Source organism: Pseudomonas sp. QD4 (assembly GCF_049199125.1).
Classification (GTDB): domain Bacteria; phylum Pseudomonadota; class Gammaproteobacteria; order Pseudomonadales; family Pseudomonadaceae; genus Aquipseudomonas.
On record NZ_JBLZOM010000001.1, the window covers coordinates 1 to 20,555 of the forward strand.

At 62.1% G+C, this 20,555-nt stretch carries 25 protein-coding genes; 19 read left to right on the plus strand and 6 right to left on the minus strand.

Going from position 1 to position 20,555, the window contains the following annotated elements:
• Window positions 1-149: 149 nt before the first annotated feature.
• Complete coding sequence (gene lepB / locus ACOZJV_RS00005) at window positions 150-944, minus strand: signal peptidase I (protein ID WP_421546415.1); 795 nt, start codon at window positions 942-944, stop codon at window positions 150-152.
• A gap of 99 nt (window positions 945-1,043) precedes the next feature.
• Window positions 1,044-1,952 carry a LysR substrate-binding domain-containing protein gene (locus ACOZJV_RS00010; RefSeq protein WP_421546416.1) on the minus strand — a complete coding sequence of 303 codons (909 nt, stop codon included), beginning with the start codon at window positions 1,950-1,952 and terminating at the stop codon, window positions 1,044-1,046.
• A gap of 149 nt (window positions 1,953-2,101) precedes the next feature.
• Between ACOZJV_RS00010 and ACOZJV_RS00015 the strand changes: the two genes are divergently transcribed.
• From ACOZJV_RS00015 to ACOZJV_RS00025, 3 genes are all read left to right on the plus strand, one after another.
• On the plus strand, window positions 2,102-3,403 hold the full coding sequence (locus ACOZJV_RS00015) for an NAD(P)/FAD-dependent oxidoreductase (protein ID WP_421546417.1): 1,302 nt from the start codon (window positions 2,102-2,104) through the stop codon (window positions 3,401-3,403).
• 47 nt (window positions 3,404-3,450) lie between these two features.
• Window positions 3,451-4,551, plus strand: coding sequence for a polyamine ABC transporter substrate-binding protein (locus ACOZJV_RS00020; RefSeq protein WP_201131469.1), 1,101 nt, complete (start codon window positions 3,451-3,453; stop codon window positions 4,549-4,551).
• Window positions 4,552-4,728: 177 nt separating this feature from the next.
• Complete coding sequence (locus tag ACOZJV_RS00025; RefSeq protein ID WP_421546418.1) at window positions 4,729-5,517, plus strand: hypothetical protein; 789 nt, start codon at window positions 4,729-4,731, stop codon at window positions 5,515-5,517.
• A gap of 71 nt (window positions 5,518-5,588) precedes the next feature.
• On the opposite strand, the gene ACOZJV_RS00030 is transcribed toward ACOZJV_RS00025, so the two are convergent.
• A complete protein-coding gene (locus ACOZJV_RS00030; RefSeq protein WP_201131468.1) occupies window positions 5,589-6,587 on the minus strand; it encodes a bile acid:sodium symporter family protein in 999 nt (332 codons plus the stop codon).
• A gap of 85 nt (window positions 6,588-6,672) precedes the next feature.
• On the opposite strand from ACOZJV_RS00030, the gene ACOZJV_RS00035 reads away from it, so the two are divergent.
• Together ACOZJV_RS00035 and ACOZJV_RS00040 are read left to right on the plus strand one after the other, a co-directional pair.
• Window positions 6,673-7,461 (plus strand): AraC family transcriptional regulator, encoded by a 789-nt coding sequence (locus tag ACOZJV_RS00035; protein WP_421546419.1) that lies wholly within the window; start codon window positions 6,673-6,675, stop codon window positions 7,459-7,461.
• A 94-nt stretch (window positions 7,462-7,555) separates the two neighbouring features.
• Entirely contained in the window at window positions 7,556-7,909 is a 354-nt protein-coding gene (locus ACOZJV_RS00040) for a hypothetical protein (RefSeq protein WP_421546420.1), read from the plus strand.
• 3 nt (window positions 7,910-7,912) lie between these two features.
• On the opposite strand, the gene ACOZJV_RS00045 is transcribed toward ACOZJV_RS00040, so the two are convergent.
• A complete protein-coding gene (locus tag ACOZJV_RS00045; protein WP_078468802.1) occupies window positions 7,913-8,392 on the minus strand; it encodes an Lrp/AsnC family transcriptional regulator in 480 nt (159 codons plus the stop codon).
• Between the two features lie 134 nt (window positions 8,393-8,526).
• On the opposite strand from ACOZJV_RS00045, the gene ACOZJV_RS00050 reads away from it, so the two are divergent.
• From ACOZJV_RS00050 to ACOZJV_RS00080, 7 genes are all read left to right on the plus strand, one after another.
• On the plus strand, window positions 8,527-9,567 hold the full coding sequence (locus ACOZJV_RS00050; RefSeq protein ID WP_421546421.1) for a zinc-dependent alcohol dehydrogenase family protein: 1,041 nt from the start codon (window positions 8,527-8,529) through the stop codon (window positions 9,565-9,567).
• A 140-nt stretch (window positions 9,568-9,707) separates the two neighbouring features.
• The gene (locus ACOZJV_RS00055) at window positions 9,708-9,956 is read left to right on the plus strand and encodes a type II toxin-antitoxin system Phd/YefM family antitoxin (protein WP_201131463.1); all 249 of its coding nucleotides are present in this window, start codon (window positions 9,708-9,710) and stop codon (window positions 9,954-9,956) included.
• Entirely contained in the window at window positions 9,946-10,227 is a 282-nt protein-coding gene (locus ACOZJV_RS00060) for a type II toxin-antitoxin system RelE family toxin (RefSeq protein WP_421546422.1), read from the plus strand. Before ACOZJV_RS00055 ends, ACOZJV_RS00060 begins: the two co-directional genes overlap by 11 nt.
• Window positions 10,228-10,281: 54 nt before the next feature.
• Complete coding sequence (locus ACOZJV_RS00065; protein ID WP_201131461.1) at window positions 10,282-10,542, plus strand: hypothetical protein; 261 nt, start codon at window positions 10,282-10,284, stop codon at window positions 10,540-10,542.
• Complete coding sequence (locus ACOZJV_RS00070; protein WP_421546423.1) at window positions 10,542-10,775, plus strand: hypothetical protein; 234 nt, start codon at window positions 10,542-10,544, stop codon at window positions 10,773-10,775. Before ACOZJV_RS00065 ends, ACOZJV_RS00070 begins: the two co-directional genes overlap by 1 nt.
• 166 nt (window positions 10,776-10,941) lie before the next feature.
• Window positions 10,942-12,375 (plus strand): RtcB family protein, encoded by a 1,434-nt coding sequence (locus tag ACOZJV_RS00075; protein WP_421546424.1) that lies wholly within the window; start codon window positions 10,942-10,944, stop codon window positions 12,373-12,375.
• Between the two features lie 205 nt (window positions 12,376-12,580).
• Window positions 12,581-12,760: a hypothetical protein gene (locus tag ACOZJV_RS00080; protein WP_078468806.1), complete on the plus strand. Its 180-nt coding sequence runs from the start codon at window positions 12,581-12,583 to the stop codon at window positions 12,758-12,760.
• A 188-nt stretch (window positions 12,761-12,948) separates the two neighbouring features.
• Here ACOZJV_RS00080 and ACOZJV_RS00085 read toward each other — a convergent pair whose 3' ends face one another.
• Window positions 12,949-13,374, minus strand: a complete 426-nt coding sequence (locus ACOZJV_RS00085) for a type II toxin-antitoxin system HicB family antitoxin (RefSeq protein WP_421546425.1) — start codon at window positions 13,372-13,374, stop codon at window positions 12,949-12,951.
• 462 nt (window positions 13,375-13,836) lie between these two features.
• Window positions 13,837-14,109, minus strand: a complete 273-nt coding sequence (locus ACOZJV_RS00090) for a hypothetical protein (protein WP_421546426.1) — start codon at window positions 14,107-14,109, stop codon at window positions 13,837-13,839.
• A gap of 772 nt (window positions 14,110-14,881) precedes the next feature.
• Between ACOZJV_RS00090 and ACOZJV_RS00095 the strand changes: the two genes are divergently transcribed.
• The 7 genes from ACOZJV_RS00095 (at window position 14,882) to ACOZJV_RS00125 (ending at window position 20,552) form a co-directional block, all read left to right on the plus strand.
• Complete coding sequence (locus ACOZJV_RS00095; RefSeq protein ID WP_043228526.1) at window positions 14,882-15,730, plus strand: transporter substrate-binding domain-containing protein; 849 nt, start codon at window positions 14,882-14,884, stop codon at window positions 15,728-15,730.
• Window positions 15,731-15,907: 177 nt separating this feature from the next.
• Window positions 15,908-16,570, plus strand: a complete 663-nt coding sequence (locus tag ACOZJV_RS00100) for an amino acid ABC transporter permease (RefSeq protein ID WP_421546427.1) — start codon at window positions 15,908-15,910, stop codon at window positions 16,568-16,570.
• Between the two features lie 9 nt (window positions 16,571-16,579).
• A complete protein-coding gene (locus ACOZJV_RS00105; RefSeq protein WP_078468810.1) occupies window positions 16,580-17,242 on the plus strand; it encodes an amino acid ABC transporter permease in 663 nt (220 codons plus the stop codon).
• A complete protein-coding gene (locus tag ACOZJV_RS00110) occupies window positions 17,239-18,036 on the plus strand; it encodes an amino acid ABC transporter ATP-binding protein (RefSeq protein ID WP_421546428.1) in 798 nt (265 codons plus the stop codon). The genes ACOZJV_RS00105 and ACOZJV_RS00110 overlap by 4 nt, the downstream gene beginning before the upstream one ends.
• Window positions 18,037-18,069: 33 nt before the next feature.
• Complete coding sequence (locus ACOZJV_RS00115) at window positions 18,070-18,456, plus strand: RidA family protein (protein WP_020295176.1); 387 nt, start codon at window positions 18,070-18,072, stop codon at window positions 18,454-18,456.
• Window positions 18,457-18,522: 66 nt separating this feature from the next.
• The gene (locus tag ACOZJV_RS00120) at window positions 18,523-19,287 is read left to right on the plus strand and encodes an IclR family transcriptional regulator (RefSeq protein ID WP_421546429.1); all 765 of its coding nucleotides are present in this window, start codon (window positions 18,523-18,525) and stop codon (window positions 19,285-19,287) included.
• 47 nt (window positions 19,288-19,334) lie between these two features.
• Window positions 19,335-20,552: an amino acid deaminase gene (locus tag ACOZJV_RS00125; RefSeq protein ID WP_421546430.1), complete on the plus strand. Its 1,218-nt coding sequence runs from the start codon at window positions 19,335-19,337 to the stop codon at window positions 20,550-20,552.
• Window positions 20,553-20,555: the final 3 nt, after the last annotated feature.

Consider the following 20,555-nt stretch of genomic DNA (forward strand, 5'->3'; position numbering starts at 1 on the left):
GGCGGGGGCCCGGGGCCGCCGGGCCCGGGGGGGGGGGCCCGGGGGGGGCCCCCCCCCCCCCCCCCCGGGGGGCCCCCCCCCCCCCCCCCCCCCCCGGGGGGGGGGGGGGGGGGCCGCCCCCCCCCCCCCCCCCCCCCCACGGCAGGGCCTCAGTCGAAACGGGTGCCGATCCGGCTGCGGTCCGGGGCGAGCCAGATACCCGTGATCCGACCGGTAATGTCGGACTCGGCGACCTGTCCCATAAAGCGGCTGTCATTGCTGTTGTCGCGGTTGTCCCCCAGCAGGTAGACATGGCCCGGCTCGACCTGCAGCGCTGCCAGGTGCTGCGAGTAATCTCTCCTGGCCCGCTCGGGCGGGGCGAAGAACAGGCCCAGGTTGCGGCCGTTGACCAGCACATTGCCGTCGACAATCGCCAGGGTATCGCCGGCCACCGCCGCCACCCGTTTCACCATCTCGGTGCCGTTGTAGCGGTGGACCACGATATCGCCGACCTTGACCGGCCCCGGGCGCAGGTCGGAGACGATGTAGTCACCCAGATCCAGGGTCGGGATCATCGAGCCGGACGGGACGTAGTAGGTCTTGAATCCCAGCAGATGCGGGCGCAGCGGCTCGAACATGACCAGGGTCAGCACCACCAGGCCTGCCAGGTACAACAGGTGCATCCGGGTGCTGGGGTAGCGTGCGCTGTCACTGTTGCGGGAGGCCGTTATGGCAGCAGCGATGGCCGAGGCAAGCTTGATCGACAACACCCACAGCAGGAACAGCAGCACGCCCATGGGGCTGGCCAGCAGGCCGCAAAGCCCCATCAGCGCCACGCCGCCGTAGAGTGCGGCAGCGACCCACACGCCCCATTTGACCCGGCCGACATACACCAGGCCCCAGCCTGCCGCCACACAGGACATGACGAAAGCGAGCAGCGGGTTCTTGCGGGCGAGTGTGGTCATGGGAAGCGTCCATCTGCAGAGGGGGCCGTATCCTAGCGAGTTGCGTGCGCTGACGGAAGGCGCTTCAAGCCTGGGGCGAATCGCGTGCTGCCTACGCCCTCATTCCCCTTCCCCAACTGCTGCCGACTGGGTCTGAAACCAGTCCAGCACTGCGTTGCAAGCCGGGTGCGCGGCGCCGCTGTCGCGCAGCCACAGGGCGTAGACGCCGCCGGTTTTAAGCGGCTGGCCAAAGGGCACGATCAGGCTGCCACGGCTGATGGCGTCCTGGGCCAGGACCCGATCGGTCATGGCCACGCCCAGGCCGCGGGCGGCGGCGTCCAGTGCCAGGTCGTCGAGGTTGAACATCAGGTGCTGGTAGTTGTGCGGTGTCTGGTCGGTCTGGGCCTGCAACCACACGGTCCATTCGTGACGGCTGGTGGAGCCATGGATCAGCGCATGCTCGGCCAGTTGCTCCAGGGAGCGTGGCGGCGGCAGGCCGTCGCTCAACTGCGGGGCGCACACCGGAATCAGGTACTCATCGAACAGCGGCGTCAGCGCCCGCTCATCCAGTCCGTCCCGCAGGTACAACACGTAGGCGTCGCAGTCGCCGCCGGTGTCCACCGTCTCGCCACCGACGGTTTCGATGGACAGGCACAACCCGGGGTTGGCCGCGTAGAACCCGCTGAGTCGGGGCAGCAGCCAGCGCACCGCCAGCGAGACAAAGATCCGGATCCGAAACGGCTGCTCCAGCGGCGCCGGTGCCAGGCGTTGTTGCAGGCCGCCCAGGGCGCGCAGCAGCTCCAGGGCCACGCCGTATACGTCGCGCCCCTGTTCGGTGAGTGATACCCGACGGCTGGTGCGCTCGAACAGCGCCACCGCGTAATGCTCCTCCAGTTGCTGGATCTGCCGGCTGACTGCGCTCTGTGTCAGGTGCAGGCGGCTGGCGGCAGCGGTGAAGCTGTTGCTCTCGGCCACATGGACCAGGGTCTGCAGGGCTTGCAGTGACGGTATCCGGAGTGGGTTATCCATGCGTTTCTCGAATAGATGGATGAATTAATAACGTTCGAAACCGGGCGCTGATCTCCATAGATTGTAGGCATTGGATTGTAGGTATTCAGCGCAAGCGGGGGCGGCGTAACGATTCCCCTGGCGCATCGATTCTGAAGGAGTGGCAGGCATTGAACAATGTATGTGGCTGGATTGCCCTGGCAGGTGAGTCGCCCCAGCGGCCGACGCTGGCGGGCTCGCAGAAAACCGACTGGCTGATTGTCGGCGGCGGCATCACTGGGCTCTCGGCGGCCCACAGCCTGGCGCAGATGTTCCCCCAGCAGCGCATCGTGCTGGTCGAGCGTCAGCGCGTGGCCCAGGGCGCCTCGGCCCGCAACTCCGGGTTTGTGGTCAGCCACGAACTGCCCGGTGCCAGCGAGCTGCTGGGCCAGCCCGGCCACGCCGGCTACCAGTTGGCCTCGCGTATCGGCGTCGCTGCCGGCCTTGAAGTGCGTCAGCGGATTGCCGAGTTGGGCATCGACTGTGAACTCAGCAACGCCGGCTACCACTTTGCCGTGCATCAACCCCAGCGCCTGGAACACGCCCAGCAGTGCGTGGCCACCCTCAACGCAGTCGGGGCCCAGGCCAGCGTGCTGGAGGGCGCGGCGTTGCAGCAGCGGCTGGGCAGCGACTTTTACCAGCGGGCGATCCATTGCGGCGGCGGCAACGGCCTGTTACAGCCGGCCAAGTACGTCAAAGGCCTGCTGGACAGCCTGCCGAACCAGGTCGAGGTATTTGAGAACAGCGCCATCGATGACCTGCAACCGTTGCCCGGCCGCGGCTGGAAAGCGCGCAGCGCCGAGGGCGAAATCGAGGCCGCACAAGTGCTGGTCTGCGTCGGCGCCTTCTTGCCCCGGGTTGGCCTGCGTCGCAGCCAGACCTTTGCCCTGGAACTGAGCGCCAGCATTACCCGGCCCTTGACCGAAGAGCCCTGGCAAACCCTGTTCGACGACCAGGGTTGGGGCGTGCTCTCGACCCTGCCGGGCGGGGCCACGGTGCGCCTGTTGCCGGGCCGGCGGCTGCTGATGCGCAACACCGTGGAGTATCGCCAGCGCGACCTCGACCGTGTGGAGTTGGCAGATCGCCGGCAGCAGCATTTGCACGGCTTGCAACGCCGCTTCCCGGGAATCGTGGCCGAGGATCTGCAGCACACCTGGACCGGGCACCTGAGTGCCACGCGCTCTGGCGAACCGTATTTCGGGCGTATCGCCGAGCGTTTGCACGGGGTCTCCGGCTGCAACGGCTCCGGTGTGGCGCGCGGCACCCTGTGGGGTCGATTGCTGGCGCAGATGGCCGCCGGGGGCGACTCCCAGGTGCTGCGCGATGTGTTGTCCCAGGCCCGGCCCGGCTACCTGCCGCCCAAGCCTTTTTTTGATATCGGCGCGGCGCTGCGCATGGGCTGGGAAGTCAGACGCGCGCAAAACGAACGTTAACCGTCGCGGCGAGGTTCGCCGCAACAATAAAAAAGAGAGGCGGCAACATGCTCAATCGCATACCCACAGCGTGGTTCACCCCGGCCCTGGTCCTGGCCTTGTCGGTCGGTTCGGTACAGGCGGCAGAGTCTGTGCGCATCGCCAACTGGAGCGGCTACATCGCCCCCGACACCCTGGCCAACTTCACCCGCCAGACCGGGATCCAGACCACCTACGACGTGATCGACAGCAACGAGACCACTGAAGCCAAGTTGATGACCGGCGGCAGCGGTTACGACCTGGTCAGCCCGTCCAACCACTTTCTGCCACGGTTGATCCAGGCCGGGGCGATCCAGGAGCTGGACAAGAGCAAGTTGCCGAACTGGAACAACCTCGACCCCAAACTGATGAAGATTCTCGAGGCCAGCGACCCCGGCAACCGCTACGCGATCCCTTACATGTGGGTCACGGTGGGCATCGGCTACAACGTCGACAAGATCAAGGCGATCTTCGGCAACACCGACATCACCCAGTCCTGGCAGATGCTGTTCAAGCCGGAAAACATCGAGAAGCTCAAGCAGTGCGGGGTGGCCTTTCTCGATAACCCGACGCAGATGGTGCCCATCACCCTCAACAGCCTGGGCCTGGATCCCACCAGCGAACAACCGGCCGACCTGAAGCGCGCCGAGCAGGCGTTACTGGCCATCCGGCCGTCGATCTTGTACTTCCACCAGTCCAAGTACGTCAGTGACCTGGCCAACGGCAATATCTGCGTCGCCATCGGCTTCAGCGGCGATGTGCTGCAAGCTATGGCGACCGCCAAACAGGCCAATAACGGGGTCAACCTGGGGTACAGCATTCCCCGGGAAGGCTCGACCGTGGCCGTGGACATGGTCGCCATCCCGAAAAACGCCCCGCACCTGGACAACGCCTACACCTACATGAACTACCTGCTGGACCCGAAAGTGATCGCCACTATCAGCAACGCCGTGCAGTACGCCAATGGCAACGCGGCGTCCCTGCCATACATCGAGCCCGGGCTGCGCAACAACCCGGCGGCCTATCCCGAACCGTCGGTGCTCGAGACCCTGTTCACCATCAAGACCATGTCACCCGCCGGCATGCGCCTGAGCACCCGGTTGTGGACACGGATCACCAGTGGTACGTGATCGGGCCTCGCAGCAAAGGGGGAGCAGGGCGGGGTAAAAACTGCGGGCTAAAGCGGACAAAGACGCATTCGTGTGTTATCAAACCGCGCTTGTCGTAAGCGTTGAGCGACTGGCGCGGCGTCAGCCCATCACCCCCTGTCTTTGTCTGTGAGTCTCAAGCAAATGGAATGCTCCCCGTTGTCCACCCGTTCCCCGTTGATCATGGCGACCCTCGCCGCCGGCCTGCTGGCGCTTGGCGGCTGCCAGAAACCGACCCCGGCCGAAGCCGCCGCCATTGAGGCGGTGGACCGGCAGCAGGTGGACCAGGGCTTTATCGAAGCATTTAGCCAGGTGCTCTATCGCAATGCCCTGGGAGCCAACCAGCAAGGGCTGATCGGGGCGGTGGACATGCACATGACCCTCAATGCGCAAAACCGTGTGCTGGCGTGCACGGCGCGGCCCAGCACCCACTACCTCATCGCCGATAAACGCAGTGACGCAGGACTGCTCAAACTGGCGACCGAGCTGTGCTGGAACACCCTTCTCCCCGGGGTCTCGCCGCAGGTGTTCAAGGACGCCGACGACACCCAGGTCATCGTTGCGCCTTTGGTTTTTCCATCCCTGGATGCGCTGTCGATTGAGCAGAAGCAGCGCCAGGCGGTGCGCGTGAGCCTGTACCAGCAGATGCGCTTCCTGCGTAAGCAGCTGGTGGCCCGGCAGAGCGTGGAGGGGGTCGGGGTGGCCAGTTTCCGCTATGTCGCCAATGCCCAGGGCCAGGTGCAGGAGTGCCAGGTGAGGCTGGAACCGAGCCCCTATCGCCCCGGCGAATTCAAACCTGATAGCGCCCTGCAGCAGCGCCTCGCCAGCCAGTGCCAACAACTGGACCTGCGGCAGATGCCCGGCTTCGCCACCGGCCCCGAGGGCCTGGCGCAAGGCTTCGTTTCCGTGGACTACAGCCCGTGGATGAATGGCGCCAGGGCCAACTGACACACACTGCTGACGCTGTAGCCGCGGCCTCGCAGGCTCGGCAGCGGCTACAGGTCAGCAGGGGTAGACGATTACGGGTCGACCTGGGCCATCAGCTCGGGGATGGATTCCGGGCGTTTGGCGTAGCGCTGGGCCAGCACCGCGCAGACCATCAACTGGATCTGGTGAAACAGCATCAACGGTAGGATCAGCACGCCGATGGTGCTGCCGGCGAACAGTACCTGGGCCATGGGCACACCGGTGGCCAGGCTCTTTTTCGAACCGCAGAACAAAATGGTGATGCGGTCTTCCTGGTTAAATCCGAACGCCTTGCTCAGCACGCTGGACGCCACCAGCACCAGCGCCAGCAGAATGCAGCAGACCACCACCAGCCCCCCCAGCTCCCACAGCGGAATCTGATGCCAGATGCCTTCATTCACCGCTTCGCTGAACGCGCCGTAGACCACCAGCAAAATCGACCCCTGGTCGACAAACTTCAGCCAGTTCTTGTTGCGGCCAACCCAGGCGCCGATCCATCGGCGGGCGATCTGCCCGAGGATAAACGGCAGCAGCAATTGCAGGCTGATCTTGAGGATCGCATCCAGGGTCGAGCCGCCTTCACCGTGCACATTCAGCAGCAGGGTCACCAGCAACGGGGTCAGGAAAATCCCGAACAGGCTGGACGCCGCCGCGCTGCAGATCGCCGCCGGAATATTGCCCCGGGCCAGGGAGGTGAAGGCAATCGCCGACTGCACTGTGGCGGGCAGGGCGCACAGGTAAAGCATGCCCATGTACAGGTCGTTGCCGATCAGCGGCGACAGCAACGGCTTGAGCGCCAGGCCCAGCAGCGGGAACAGGATAAAGGTCAGGCTGAACACCAGCAGGTGCAGGCGCCAATGGCCGGCGCCGGCGATGATCGCCTCTCGCGAGAGCTTGGCGCCATGCAGGAAAAACAACAGGGCAATGGCGGCGTTGGTCAGCCAGCCAAAGCCCACGGCCACCTGGCCGCTGGCGGGCAGGAAGCTGGCGAGCAGCACCACGCCGATCAGGGTCAGGGTGAAATTGTCGGGCAAAAGACGTGAGCGAGTCATAGCGGGATCATCCGGGGGTTGCCAAGAGCGATTGCGCGACTCTAACGTGACGGCTGTTTGCCGACTAACGCCAATGAGCCAGTTAATGCCGCCTAAAGGACATGAAAAGATCGTCCGGCGCAGTATTCCCGGTCTTCCCAGCCTGCCTCGACCGGTTTACGGCCGCACCGAATCACTGCCCAATCGCGCCCTGACCCGGCGCCACAGCCACCCCTGGGTGCAATTGTCGTACGCCATCGCCGGGGTGCTGGAGGTGCAGACCAGTGCCGGACGCTTCATTGCGCCGCCCCAGCGCGCGGTGTGGATCCCCGCCGGCATGCCGCACAAGGTGTTCAGCTCGCCGCGGACCGAAATGCGCAGCCTGTACCTGGATTGCAGCGTCACCGCCTGGGCGTCCGATGCCTGCCAGGTACTGGCGGTCAGCAGCCTGCTGCGCGAACTGATCCGCAGTTTCAGCCAGTTGCCGGTGGAGTACGCCGAAGACGGCGCCGACGGGCGCCTGGCCCAGGTGCTGCTGGACCAATTGGCCGCCGCGCCGCAGCTCGACCTGATGCTGCCGCTGCCCCACGACCCGCGCCTGCGGCAGATCTACCGTAGCCTGCAACTGCACCCCGAACAGGCCACCACCCTGGGCCAGTGGAGCCAGAAACTCGGGGTCGCGGAAAAAACCCTCAGCCGCCTGTTTGTGCACGACACCGGCCTGACCTTCCGCGCCTGGCGCCAGCGCCTGCGCCTGCTCGGCGCCCTGACCCCGCTGGAGCAGGGCGAGCGTGTGACCGATGTGGCGCTGGCCTGCGGCTATGACTCGACCTCGGCGTTTATTGCCGCGTTTCGCCAGCAGTTTGATTCCACGCCAGGGGAGTTTTTTCGCTAACGCCTGAGCGACCCTTCCTTAATAGTGTTTGGCTGGCGGCCGGCAGCGGATAAAATCCGAGCCTGACTTTTCAAGGATCGAAGCCGGTGCGCCCATGACCGACAAAAAGACACCGCCTCAGCGGCCGCGATTGTTCTCGGTCCACAGCAAACACATGACCCTGGAGTTCGACGCCTACGACAGCGAACTCAGGTGTGCGGTCTGCGCCTACCTGGTCGAGGAACTGGGGTTTGAGCGAAGAGGTGAGCGTGTCGATGGCTGGGACGAGGGCATCTCGCCGTCTTTCGTGCGTGACGGCCTGGAGCTCCAGGCGGGCTGGAGCCATTGGGCCGATGGTGACTACCTGGTTGCGGTCTGCGACCGTGGCGATCAACTGTTGCGCGAAATATTCGCGGCCACGGGCCCCGACCTCAGCTTTCAGCCGCAGCGCAGTGGGCCGCCTGAGTAACCTTCACCCCGCCGCCAAATGGCTCAGGGGCAGGATATTGGTCACCTTTATTTCCCGCAGGGAAATATTCGAGCAGATGCTCAGTACCCCGGGCAGTTTTCTCAGGACCTGTTCCACGAAGCGGCTGTAGTCGTCCAGGTCCCGGGCCACCACCTGCAACAGGAAATCGGCCGCGCCGGTGGTGTTGTGGCAGGCCAGCACGTTGGGGCAGGCGCGGATGATGTTCTCGAACTCGGCGGTGACCTCTTCCCCATGCTGGGTGCAGGCAATCTGCACAAAGGCCATGACCCCCATGCCGAGTTTTCGTCGATTGAGCACTGCCTGGTAACCCTCGATCACCCCGGCGTCTTCCAGGCGTTTCTGCCGGCGCCAGCAGGAGGCTTCACTCATGCCCAGGTGCTCGGCCAGTTTGGCGTTGGACAGCTTGCCGTCCTGCTGCAGGCGGTCGGCGATGGCGGCGTCCTGCTTGTCGAATTTTTCCACCTGCAAGATCCTTTCAGTCAGCGCTGGAGATCTGTAAGGCTATTTCGGATTTTTCAGTTATTCAAGGCTAAATAGAAGGGTAAATTCAGCGATCGTCTTCATACTGATGAAATGTTTCAGATAAGGAGCAGTTCATGAAAGCAGTGGTCTTCGAAGCATTCTCCGCGCCGCCCACCGTCCAGACCGTGGCCGACCCTACCCCCGAAAATCACGGGGTGGTGGTCAAGGTCATGGCCACCGGCGTGTGCCGCAGCGACTGGCACGGCTGGGTCGGGCATGACACCGATATCGAATTGCCCCACGTGCCCGGGCATGAACTGGCCGGGATCGTCGAGGCGGTCGGCAAGGACGTGACCCGCTGGAAAGTCGGCGACCGCATCACCGTGCCCTTTGTCGGCGGTTGCGGTGCCTGCCCGGAATGCAGCGCTGGCCAGCACCAGGTGTGCGATCGGCAGTTTCAGCCGGGTTTTACCCACTGGGGCTCGTTCGCCGAATACGTGTCGCTGCATCAGGCCGATATCAACCTGGTGGCGTTGCCCGAGAGCCTCGACTTCACCACTGCCGCGAGCCTGGGTTGCCGCTTCGTCACCTCGTTCCGCGCGGTGGTCGACCAGGGCCAGACCCGCGCCGGGCAATGGGTCGCGGTCCACGGCTGCGGCGGCGTGGGGCTGTCGGCAGTGATGATTGCCAGCGCCATCGGCGCCAACGTCGTGGCCATCGACATCGCCGAAGACAAGCTTGAACTGGCCCGCAGCCTGGGCGCGGTGGCCACCGTCAACGCCAGCCGCGTGGCGAATGTGGTGGAGGCGGTCAGGGATATCACCCAGGGCGGTGCCCATGTGTCGCTGGATGCCCTGGGCCACCCCACAACCTGCTTCAACTCCATCAGCAACCTGCGCAAGCGGGGCAAGCACGTGCAAGTCGGGCTGATGCTCGGCGAACACAGCACACCGATCATCCCCATGAGCACGGTGATCGCCAAAGAATTGGAAATCCTCGGCAGCCACGGCATGCAGGCGCACCGCTATGACGCGATGTTCGCCATGATGCAGTCCGGCAAACTGGCACCGCAGAAGCTGATTGGCCGCACCATCAGCCTGGAACAGTCGGTCGAGGCATTGATGAATATGGACAAGTTCGAGGTGGCGGGGGTGACGGTGGTCAATAGCTTTTGAGGTGAGGGCAGGGGCGGCGCGGGTCATGATGCCGGGTTGTTATGGCTGGAGAACGGATGAGGCGTCATCCGGTCATACGCCTGATTGAGATAAAAAGTGCTATTTTCAGCACTCTTAACAGCACTCGCGGGAGCCCCCTCATGACTCATGTCCTTCTGTCTCACGTAGTCGCGAGTATTTCCGAACTCAAGAAAAACCCCATGGGCACCGTCGCTGCGGGTGGTGGTTCGACGGTGGCCATACTTAATCGCAACGAACCCGCGTTCTATTGTGTTCCGGCCCGAGAATACGAGGCCATGATGGAGCGCCTGGACGACTTGGAACTGGTCGCCCTGTGCCGCGAACGGGAGAACGACCCGACCATCAAGGTTTCGCTCGATGACTTATGAGCTGGAGTTTTCGCAGAAGGCCTGGAAAGAGTGGCAAAAACTAGGCGCCACGCTGAAGGAGCAGTTCAAGAGCAAACTTCAGGAGCGGTTGCTCAATCCTCATGTTCCGGCCGATCGCCTTAGCGGCCTGGGTAATGCTTATAAAATCAAATTGCGCAGCGCGGGCTATCGCCTGGTGTATCGGGTGGTGGATGAAGTGCTGGTGGTAACGGTGATTGCCGTGGGCAAGCGCGAGCGTGGCCGGGTTTATCAAGAGGCCAGCAAGCGTTGAGTGCTCCAAGGCCGGCTGGAGAAAACTCACAGGTATAAGCGAGGTAGGACCGTTATGTTCACCCCCGAATTTGTTTCGCAGGAGCGCGGCGAATACATACTCGTCGCCAATCACAGCCTTGAAACTGGCCAGAGCGTTGACTTGAGTATCAAGTACAACCGGGCACGCATCCTGTTCTCGCGTCAGCATTTGCCTCAGGACTTGAAGGTTTGCAGGCTTGTTTATGACATTCGCGGGCAAGTGGTCGCCGCGTCGGATCTCGACAGAGTGGTTGGAAGCCTGTCGTCAATGTGCCAGGTGGAGTTCAAGCGCTGATGGGTATTCAGATCATTATCAAGTCCAACGACTTGGGCCGTATCCGCGCGGCGCTGGATAGGTTTGCGCCAGGTTGTGAAGTGTTTCCGATTGACCATGAGGTTTCGGGTGTGTCGATCCCGAGCCGGGTGCTGGAAGCCCATGGCGAACCCGCTCTCCAGGCCACGCTGGCCGCTTTTGAGTATTTTGATCTGTGGGCGGGCCGTTGGCAGAAGCCCAAGACAATTCTGTAGCCGCTGCCGTAAAACCCCCGGTACATACTCAAAAATCTGCCAGTCAGTCTTTACATCAAGCCCCCAATTCCTCATCATCCGCGCCGTCTAAGTTTCGCTGCTGACCGGACAATTCCAGCCACCAACAGGGTGGTTGTTTTGTTGCGTCCAAGAAAAGCAGTTGAAAATGACCAAGACTCCTCTGAAAAGAATTCAGCACAAGCTCGCCCGTTCCGGGGTGGCCATCGAACGCCTGAATTCCAATTCCCTCTCTATCTCTTCGATCAATGACGCCGGGCTCAAGGTGGATTTGCTGCTGCCTGACAGCTTTGCCATCGAAGAAAAAGCCATCCTGCAACTGATGGATTTCGCCAAGGTGGCCCACCCCCATGGCGGCGAAGTGAAGTGCGCCTGCGCCACGCCGGACTTCCACACCGGCAGCCCGATTCCGGTTGGCAGCGTGATTGTCACCAGCCACGACCTGGTGGTGCCGCAAGCCATTGGCACCGACATCAATTGCGGCATGCGCCTGCACAAACTGGGGCTGAACTACGAGCAGTTCATGGCGCAGAAAGCCAAGTGGACCGCCCTGGTGCGCGGCGATCTGCTGGAAGGCACGCGCAATATCCCCACCAGCCCGACGGCCATGAGTGCGCTGTTTGCTTCGGGGTTGGGAGATTTCTGGGCCCAGGTGCAGCAGCAGGACCCGATCGGGCTGTTTGCCGGGGCGGACTTTGCCCAATTGCAGCGTGAGCTTTCGGGCCTGCATGAGTCGTCCTTTGCCCGCGGCAGCACCGACTATGCGCCCGAGGCCCTGCAGGACCTTTCGCGCAAAATCCTCCGCGACCCGGGGCTGGGTTCCCTGGGCGGCGGCAATCACTTTGTCGAGATCCAGGTGGTCACCGAGCTGGTGGATCGCCAGGCCTGCTTCGCCCAGGGCCTGTCCGTGGGGCAGGTGGTGGTGATGATTCACACCGGCTCCCGGGACGTGGGCTTTTATGTCGGGCGGCGCTGGATGGACAAGGCCAAGGCCCTGTGGCCGGCGGGGATCAAGCATCCCGACTCGAAGATCTTCGCCCTGTTTGGCGAGATGGCCGATGAGTACCTGTTGGCCATGCACAGCGCCGCCCACTACGCCGATGCCAACCGTGCGCTGATCGCCGAGATGGTGCGCCAGCGCACCCGGCAGGTGTTTGGCGCCGGCATCGAGGCGCCGCTGATTGTCGATGTGCCGCACAACATTGTGCTGCGCGAAGAGGGCGGCAACGTCCACCGCAAGGGCGCGACGCCGGCCTATGCCGGGCAGCCGCTGCTGATTCCGGGGAGCATGGGGCATGATTCCTACCTGCTCACCGGGTTGGGCAATGAGCGCTGGCTGCGCTCGGCCAGCCATGGCGCCGGGCGCTCCATGTCCCGCAGCGAAGTGGTGTTCAAGGCCAAGAAGGACAAGGCCTTCCTCGGCCTGAATGGGGTGGAGTGCATCACTACCAAGGAGGAGCGGATGATCGAGGAAGCACCGGGGGCCTACAAGGAGATTGGCCAGGTGATTCAGTCCCAGGTGGAAGAGGGGACGGTGTCGGTGATAGCGCGGTTTTCGCCGATTCTGACGTTCAAGGCGTAAGGACGCGGGGCCCTTGGGGTCGGGTTGAAGCGAGGCATTCAAGGAGGGCCGCAGTTGTGGGTGTGAATGCCCGTTTTATGCGGGTGCAACGCTGAGGGGTTGCGGATTTGCCGTTCGGGGGTGTGGCCGATACATTGTCGCCCCCCGGCCTGTTCGTTCTGAGCGGTGCGGTTGAAGTTTTCTGTGGAAGGGATGTCATCAGATCGTGAAGCTGTTTAAGAAAGTTGTTTGGTTTGTGTTGTGTATTGCATCTGGGCTGACGATGGGGGCTGGGCTTTATCAGTTCATGCTGCCTAAGGGGGATCCGAGCCTGGCGTTGATGCTGGTGTTGATTGCGCTTATTTCTGGCTTTTACCTGCGGCCGCAAAAGCCGAGGCGGCTGTAGGCACTGCCGCAGGCTGCGCTGGCCGGCTCACACGCCTTAGATATCCGTGGTGAAACGGTATTTGGCAAAGCTTGTTGGGGGGCATATCCGTTGCTGCAGTAACAGGGCGGGTGGGTCAAGATCAAGGCCAACACCTACCGCCAAGCAACAACGAAAAGCCTTGGAGGTCCCGGAGTTTTCGTTCTGGTTTACGCCGCTTCAACAGACACCGAAAGACGTTTGCCCAGAGCAGTCAAAGCCATTTCTAATTGTTCCATCTTGGAGGTGTGCAGGAAGTCGACCAGCCGATCTCCCTGGGCTTGGTGAATACCCAGTAGCCGACACAGATCGGCCTTGCGCATATCTCGCTCCATCATGGTGTTCCAAAGCACGATCTTGGCCACAGTCACTGTGGGTAAATGAATGATGTATTCCCCGTCTTGCGGTGCAGAGGCTTGGGGGATGGCGCGGCGCTGATCAACGTAAATCGAGAGGGTGGTTTCGATCGCATCAAGGGCTTCTTTGAGTGCGTGTTCACGATCATTGCCGAAGCTGTTTAGCTCCGGCAGATCACGGCAGAACACTGCAAGCCCTGGCGTGCTGTCCTGCTCAAAGCGAATGGCGTAGTCGTACATGGTCACTCCTTATCAAGCTGAAGGCTGGCTTCGGCTTCAGTCTTTCTCTGTAGCCGCTGCCGTAGGCTGCGCTGGCCGGTTCAAACGCCTTAGATATTCCTGATGCAACGGTGCTTAGCAAAGCTTGTTGGGGGGCATATCCGTTGCTGCGGTAATGGCTGCTTAGGGTTTCGCCCTTACGGCGAGTCCCTTTTGTCAAACGCCACAAAAGGAACCAAAAAGTCTCGCCCCGAGCGTACGGCCCTCGCTGCGCTCGGGTTCCCTCGTTCCGGCGTCCCTCAGGGGGCATCGCTTCCAGCGACGTCTTCGACTGCGTCGAAGGGCGCTGCGCGCCAATCCCCTGATGAACACCTCCACTCGGCCTGCCGAAGGGGCGGGTGGATCAAGATCAAAAACAGGGTCAAAAGCCAGAGCCAGAGCCAGAGCACAGCATGTGCAATGGCTTTGGCTTGGCGCTACGGCTTAACGCTGTGGTAGGTCCATCGCTTGTTGTTCTGCCGCGCGCAACACGTCGCATCCGTCCTGCAACAACAGGGTTGCCACGCTGGAGAAGCGCATCAGGTCGAGGTCGTCGGCGTTGCGGCTGGTCATGTTGGAGACGCTGTCGAGCATGTCGCGGGCGGCGCGGATGCGCAGGCCGGCGTAGTTCAGCAGATCAAGCAGGGGGGCTTGAGGGTTGATAAAGGCGACGGGGTGGTCGGTGGTGTTGGAAGAGGTGAAAGGTTGGTAATCCATATCAGTGACGCTCCATAACTTAGGTAGCTACCACCAATCGCGGCCAAGCGAAGCAGGGTGGCAACTGTACGCGGGTTGGCCGACCGGGCCTAAGCATCCCGGCACACCCGAAGGTGTCCCACGCACAGTCGCCATAACACGAACGTGCGAGCGCAAAAAAAGCGCTTGCCTTGTTATGGGGAGCGCCTGTGCGCTTAGGATGCTGACGGCCAAGTCAGATCGCTGAATTTGCAGCGACGGGTCGGACTATAGGGCGATCCAGTGAGTCAGGCAAGGTTATAGGGCGTTGGGTTGTTCAGTTTTGTGCTGAGAATTGCTGCCAGCTATTGGAATTAATCAGGTCCTCCTAATGCCAGTCACTTAAGGGCAAGCACTGTCATTGTGGCGAGGGAGCTTGCTCCCGCTGGGCCGCGCAGCGGACCCAAAAAGGGGACTGCTACGCTCCGGAGCGCCGGCCGGTCCCACGGGAGCAAGCTCCCTCACCACAGGTTATGTTTCGTTCCGCTCTAGCGCTTAACTGATCGGCATTAGGGCTCCTCCGTCGCACCATTTTGTGTGCTGCCGAATCACGTTTCGTACCTTTGCGTATCACTCCCTACTCAGTCGATGTGTAACGCCAAAACCCGCGCTGTCCCCATCCCCTTGATTCCCTTCAATTTCCCCATCCCCTGTCATCCCTTCCCATCCCATGGCACACTTCCTGCTGTCTATTCCGTTGTTACATACCATATTCCGGTATAGCGGAATAAACACCATCCTTGGAGTGCTTGTCATGCATCGCGGACTTTCCTTGTTTAAAGCGTGTGTGTTGCTTGCTGTGTCGTTGGCTGGGGCTGTGGGGGTTGCGCAGGCGGCGGACGTTAAGTTGGATTCGGTGCTCAAGCGTGGGCATTTGATTGTCGGGACGGGCAGTACCAATGCGCCGTGGCACTTTCAGGGGGCGGACGGGAAGTTGCAGGGGTTCGATATTGATATCGCCAGGATGGTGGCCAAGGGGTTGTTCAATGACCCGAGCAAGGTGGAGTTTGTGGTGCAGTCGTCTGATGCGCGGATTCCCAATCTGCTGACGGATAAGGTTGATATGAGCTGTCAGTTCATTACGGTCACCGCCAGCCGCGCGCAGCAGGTGGCGTTTACCTTGCCGTATTACCGCGAAGGGGTGGGGCTGCTGCTGCCGGCTAACAGCAAGTACAAGGAGATCGATGACCTCAAGGCCGGCGGTGATGGGGTGACGGTGGCGGTGTTGCAGAACGTGTATGCCGAGGAGTTGGTGCACCAGGCGTTGCCCAAGGCCAAGGTTGATCAGTACGACAGTGTCGATTTGATGTATCAGGCGGTGAACTCGGGGCGGGCCGATGCGGCGGCCACCGATCAGTCGTCGGTGAAGTATTTGATGGTGCAGAACCCCGGGCGTTATCGCAGCCCGGCTTATGCCTGGAGCCCGCAAACCTATGCCTGCGCGGTCAAGCGTGGGGATCAGGACTGGTTGAATTTCGTCAATACCACGTTGCACGAGGCGATGACCGGGGTTGAGTTCCCGACCTACGCGGCGTCATTCAAGCAGTGGTTCGGTGTGGATCTGCCAACGCCCGAAATTGGTTTCCCCGTCGAATTCAAATGAAAACGACTGCGCTCAGAAATACGGCGTTGAAAACGGGATCGCACTGCTCATTGACTGACGTCAACTCCGCTTGCTCACCCGTTTTCGCCTTGTCTTTCTTTCGCTCGCTACGTTTTCACACACACATTGCTGAGTGGGGCGCCCCTCGAAAGCGCCCCGCTCAAGGTGGTGCCGACCATGAATTATCAGTTGAACTTTGCCGCCGTGTGGCGCGATTTCGACACCTTGCTGGCGGGGCTCGGTTTGGGCTTGCAGCTGGCGCTGGTGTCGATCGCCATCGGTTGTGTAATCGGCCTGATGATGGCCTTTGCCTTGTTGAGCAGGCATCGGGCGTTACGGGTGTTGGCCTCGGTGTATGTGACGGTGATCCGCAATACGCCGATTCTGGTGCTGATTCTGTTGATCTATTTCGCCCTGCCGAGCCTGGGGATTCGCTTAGATAAGGTGCCGTCGTTCATCGTCACCTTGTCGCTGTACGCGGGGGCGTATCTGACCGAGGTGTTTCGCGCCGGGCTGTTGAGTATTCCCAAGGGCCAGCGCGAGGCGGGTATGGCCATTGGCCTGGGGGAGTGGCAGGTGCGGGCCTATGTGACGGTGCCGGTGATGCTGCGCAATGTGTTGCCGGCGTTGTCCAACAACTTTATTTCGCTGTTCAAGGACACCTCCCTGGCCGCCGCCATCGCCGTGCCGGAGCTGACTTATTACGCGCGCAAGATCAACGTTGAAAGCTACCGGGTGATTGAAACCTGGATGGTGACCACGGCGTTGTATGTGGCGGCCTGTTACTTCATTGCCTTGCTGTTGCGCCATCTGGAGCAGCGGTTGGCGATCCGTCGCTAGGAGCCCGATATGTATCAAGCACCCAGTTGGTGGCATGAATTGTGGTTGGCTCGCGAGACGCTGTGGGCGGGGTTTCAGACCAGTGTCGGCTGTTCGGCCCTGGCGATTTTGTTCGGCACCCTGATCGGGGTGTTGGCCGGGTTGGTATTGACCTATGGCCGGTGGTGGATGCGGGCGCCGTTTCGGCTGTATGTGGACCTGATCCGCGGCACTCCGGTGTTTGTGCTGGTGCTGGCGTGCTTTTACATGGCGCCGGCCCTGGGTTGGCAGATCGGTGCGTTCGAGGCCGGGGCCCTGGGCCTGACGCTGTTTTGCGGCTCCCACGTGGCGGAGATTGTGCGCGGTGCGTTGCAGGCGATTCCCCGGGGGCAGATGGAGGCGAGCCAGGCCATTGGCCTGACGTTCAAACAGGCGCTGGCCTACGTGCTGTTGCCCCAGGCGCTGCGGCAGATTCTGCCGACCTGGGTCAACTCCTCGACGGAGATCGTCAAGGCCTCGACCCTGCTCTCGGTGATCGGCGTCGCCGAGTTGTTGCTCAGCACCCAGCAGATCATCGCCCGCACCTTTATGACGTTGGAGTTTTACCTGTTCGCCGGTTTGCTGTTTTTTCTTATCAACTACGGCATCGAACTCTTCGGCCGGACCATTGAAAAACGGGTGGCCTTGCCATGACTCACGCTCACGTTTCCCTGCCAGCCGGCCAGCAGCCGTTGCTGAGCATTCGTAACCTGCACAAGCAATACGGCGCGGTGGAGGTGCTCAAGGGCGTCGACCTGGAGATGCCACGGGGCAATGTGGTGACCCTGATCGGCTCCAGCGGCTCGGGCAAGACCACGTTGCTGCGCTGCGTGAATATGCTGGAGGAATTCCAGGGCGGGCAGATTCTGCTCGACGGCGAATCCATCGGCTACCACGAGGTTGACGGCAAACGCCTGCGCCACCCGGAGAAGGTGATTGCCCAGCATCGGGCGATGACCGGGATGGCCTTTCAGCAGTTCAACCTGTTCCCTCATCTGACCGCGTTGCAGAACGTGACCCTGGGCCTGATCAAGGTCAAGAAGCTGGCCAAGGACGAGGCCGTGGCCCTCGCGGAAAAATGGCTGGAGCGGGTCGGGCTGCTGGAGCGCCGCGATCACTTTCCCGGGCAGTTGTCCGGCGGCCAGCAGCAGCGCGTGGCCATCGCCCGAGCCATTGCCATGAACCCGAGCCTGATGCTGTTCGACGAGGTGACCTCGGCCCTGGACCCGGAGTTGGTGGCCGAGGTGCTGAACGTGATCAAGGGCCTGGCGGACGAGGGCATGACCATGTTGCTGGTGACCCACGAAATGCGCTTTGCGTTCGAGGTTTCGGACCAGATTGTGTTTATGAACCAGGGCCGCATCGAGGAGCAGGGCCCGCCCAAAGAACTCTTCGAGCGCCCGCAGTCGCCGCGCCTGGCGGAGTTTTTGAAGAACACCCGTTTCTGATTTCTAACTGCCTTTCAAACAGGAGAAGTACCCATGAGCATTACTCGTTACGGCACCGGCAGCACCGCTGGAGGCGGTCAGCCTCGTCCTTTCGCCCGCGCCGTGGAGGCCGATGGCTGGCTGCACGTGTCGGGGCAGGTGCCGGCCCTGGACGGTGAGATCATCACCGGCGGGATCGTCGAGCAAACCCGGCAGACCATGCGCAACCTGGTGGCGATCCTGGAGGAGGCCGGGTACGGCCTGGAGGACGTGGTGCGGGTTGGCGTGTGGCTGGAGGATCCGCGGGATTTCTGGAGTTTCAACAAGGTGTTTGGCGAGTATTTCAAGCCCGAACATGCACCGGCCCGGGCCTGCGTGCAGGCCAATATGATGGTGGATTGCAAGGTCGAGATTGATTGCGTTGCTTACAAGAAGCGCTAAGTGCTCTGCCACACGTGGCAAGTGAGGATAGAGTGAGCGACCAATTTCCAGGGGAATGCCAGATAGATGACTGAAGACACCATCAAGCGCCGGGCCAAGGGCCTGGATCGGGCGTTCGATATTCTTGATTTCCTCAAGGAGATCGGCCAGCCGTTGCGCCCCAACGATATCGCCAACGGCATCGGCAGCCCCAAGTCCACGGTCTACGAGCTGGTGGCGTCCTTGCTGGAGCGGCGGATTCTGGAGCCGGTGGGCAAGGATGGGCATGTGTACCTGGGCCGCCAGTTGTACTTTCTCGGCCAGGCCCATTTGCGCCATTTCGACCTGAGCCGCGAGGCCGATCAGGCCTTGCAGGACATCGTCAGCCAGACCCGTGAAACCGCGCAGATGTGCCTGCTCAATGGGCGCAAATACACCGTGGCGCTGATGAAGGAGGGCGAGCGGCATTTCCGTATTTCCTCGGACATCGGCGAGAACGCGCCGATTCCCTGGACCGCATCCGGGCGGCTGCTGCTGGGGCATTTGAGCGATGCGCAGATTGTCGATCTGATCGATGAGCGGGACTTCATCCTCCCCGACGGTGAACGCCTGCCCCTGGAGACGTTCCTCCAGCAAATCCGCCAGGCCACCGAGGATGGGTTCTTTTCCTTCGACAGCGTGGCCGACACCTTCACCCATTGTTTTGCCGCGCCGGTGCGGGATGAGCGCGGGGTGTGCATCTGTACGTTGTGCATCGTCGCGCCGCGGGCCGACGCCCAGACCCATTACCAGGAATACCGCCGGGTGCTGATCGACAGCGCCAACCGTCTGGCCCGGCGTATCAACGATTAATGCTGTCCTGCGGCTGTGCGCAGCCGCCTTGAATAAGGAGTGCCAACATGTCTTCCGTTTTTGATCTGCCGCTGGTGGAAAAGGGTGCCGCTGCCAAGGGCGCGAGCCTGTTGCAGGACGTCGCCCTGCCGGCCCTGGTGCTGCACCGCGAGGCCCTGGAACACAACATCCGCTGGATGCAGAAGTTCGTCAGCGACAGCGGCGCCGAGCTGGCGCCCCATGGCAAGACCAGCATGATGCCGGGCTTGTTCCAGCGTCAGCTGGAAGCCGGCGCCTGGGGTATCACCCTGGCCACCGCCACCCAGACCCGTGCCGCCTACGCCCATGGCGTGCGTCGGGTGTTGATGGCTAACCAGCTGGTAGGCGCGCCGAACATGGCGCTGATCGCCGAGCTGCTGACGGACCCGGATTTCGACTTTTATTGCATGGTGGATCACCCGGACAGCGTGGCCGACCTGGGGGCGTTTTTCGCCCAGCGCGGGGCAAAGCTCAAGGTGATGATCGAGTACGGCGTGGTCGGCGGGCGTTGCGGCTGCCGCACTGAGCAGGAGGTGCTGGATCTGGCCCGGGCGATCCAGGTGCAGCCGGCCCTGGCCCTGTGCGGGATCGAAGGTTATGAAGGGGTGATCCATGGCGACCAGGCCATCAGTGGCATTCGCCAGTTCGCGGATTCGCTGGTGCGCCTGGCGGTGGACCTGCACAACGACGGATTGTTCGCCATCGAGCGGCCGATCATCACCGCCTCGGGTTCGGCCTGGTACGACTTGATTGCCGAATCCTTCGAGACCCACAACGCCAAGGGGCGTTTCCTCAGTGTGCTGCGCCCGGGCAGTTATGTGGCCCATGACCACGGCATCTATAAAGACGCGCAGTGCTGCGTGCTGGATCGGCGCAGTGACCTGGAGGAAGGCCTGCGCCCGGCCATGGAGGTCTGGGCCCATGTGCAGTCGCTGCCGGAGCCGGGCTTTGCAGTGGTGGCCCTGGGCAAACGCGATGTAGCTTATGACGCCGGCTTGCCGGTGCCACTGCGGCGTTATCGCGCCGGGGCCGAGACCAGCGCCGGGGATGATGTGGGGGCATGCAAGGTCACGGCGGTGATGGATCAGCATGCGTTTCTCACTGTGGCGCCGGGGGTGAAGCTGCGGATTGGCGACATCATTTCCTTCGGCACTTCCCACCCCTGTTTGACCTTCGATAAATGGCGCACCGGGTTGCTGGTGGATGAGCGCCTGCGAGTGATCGAGAGTCTGGACACCTGCTTCTAGGAG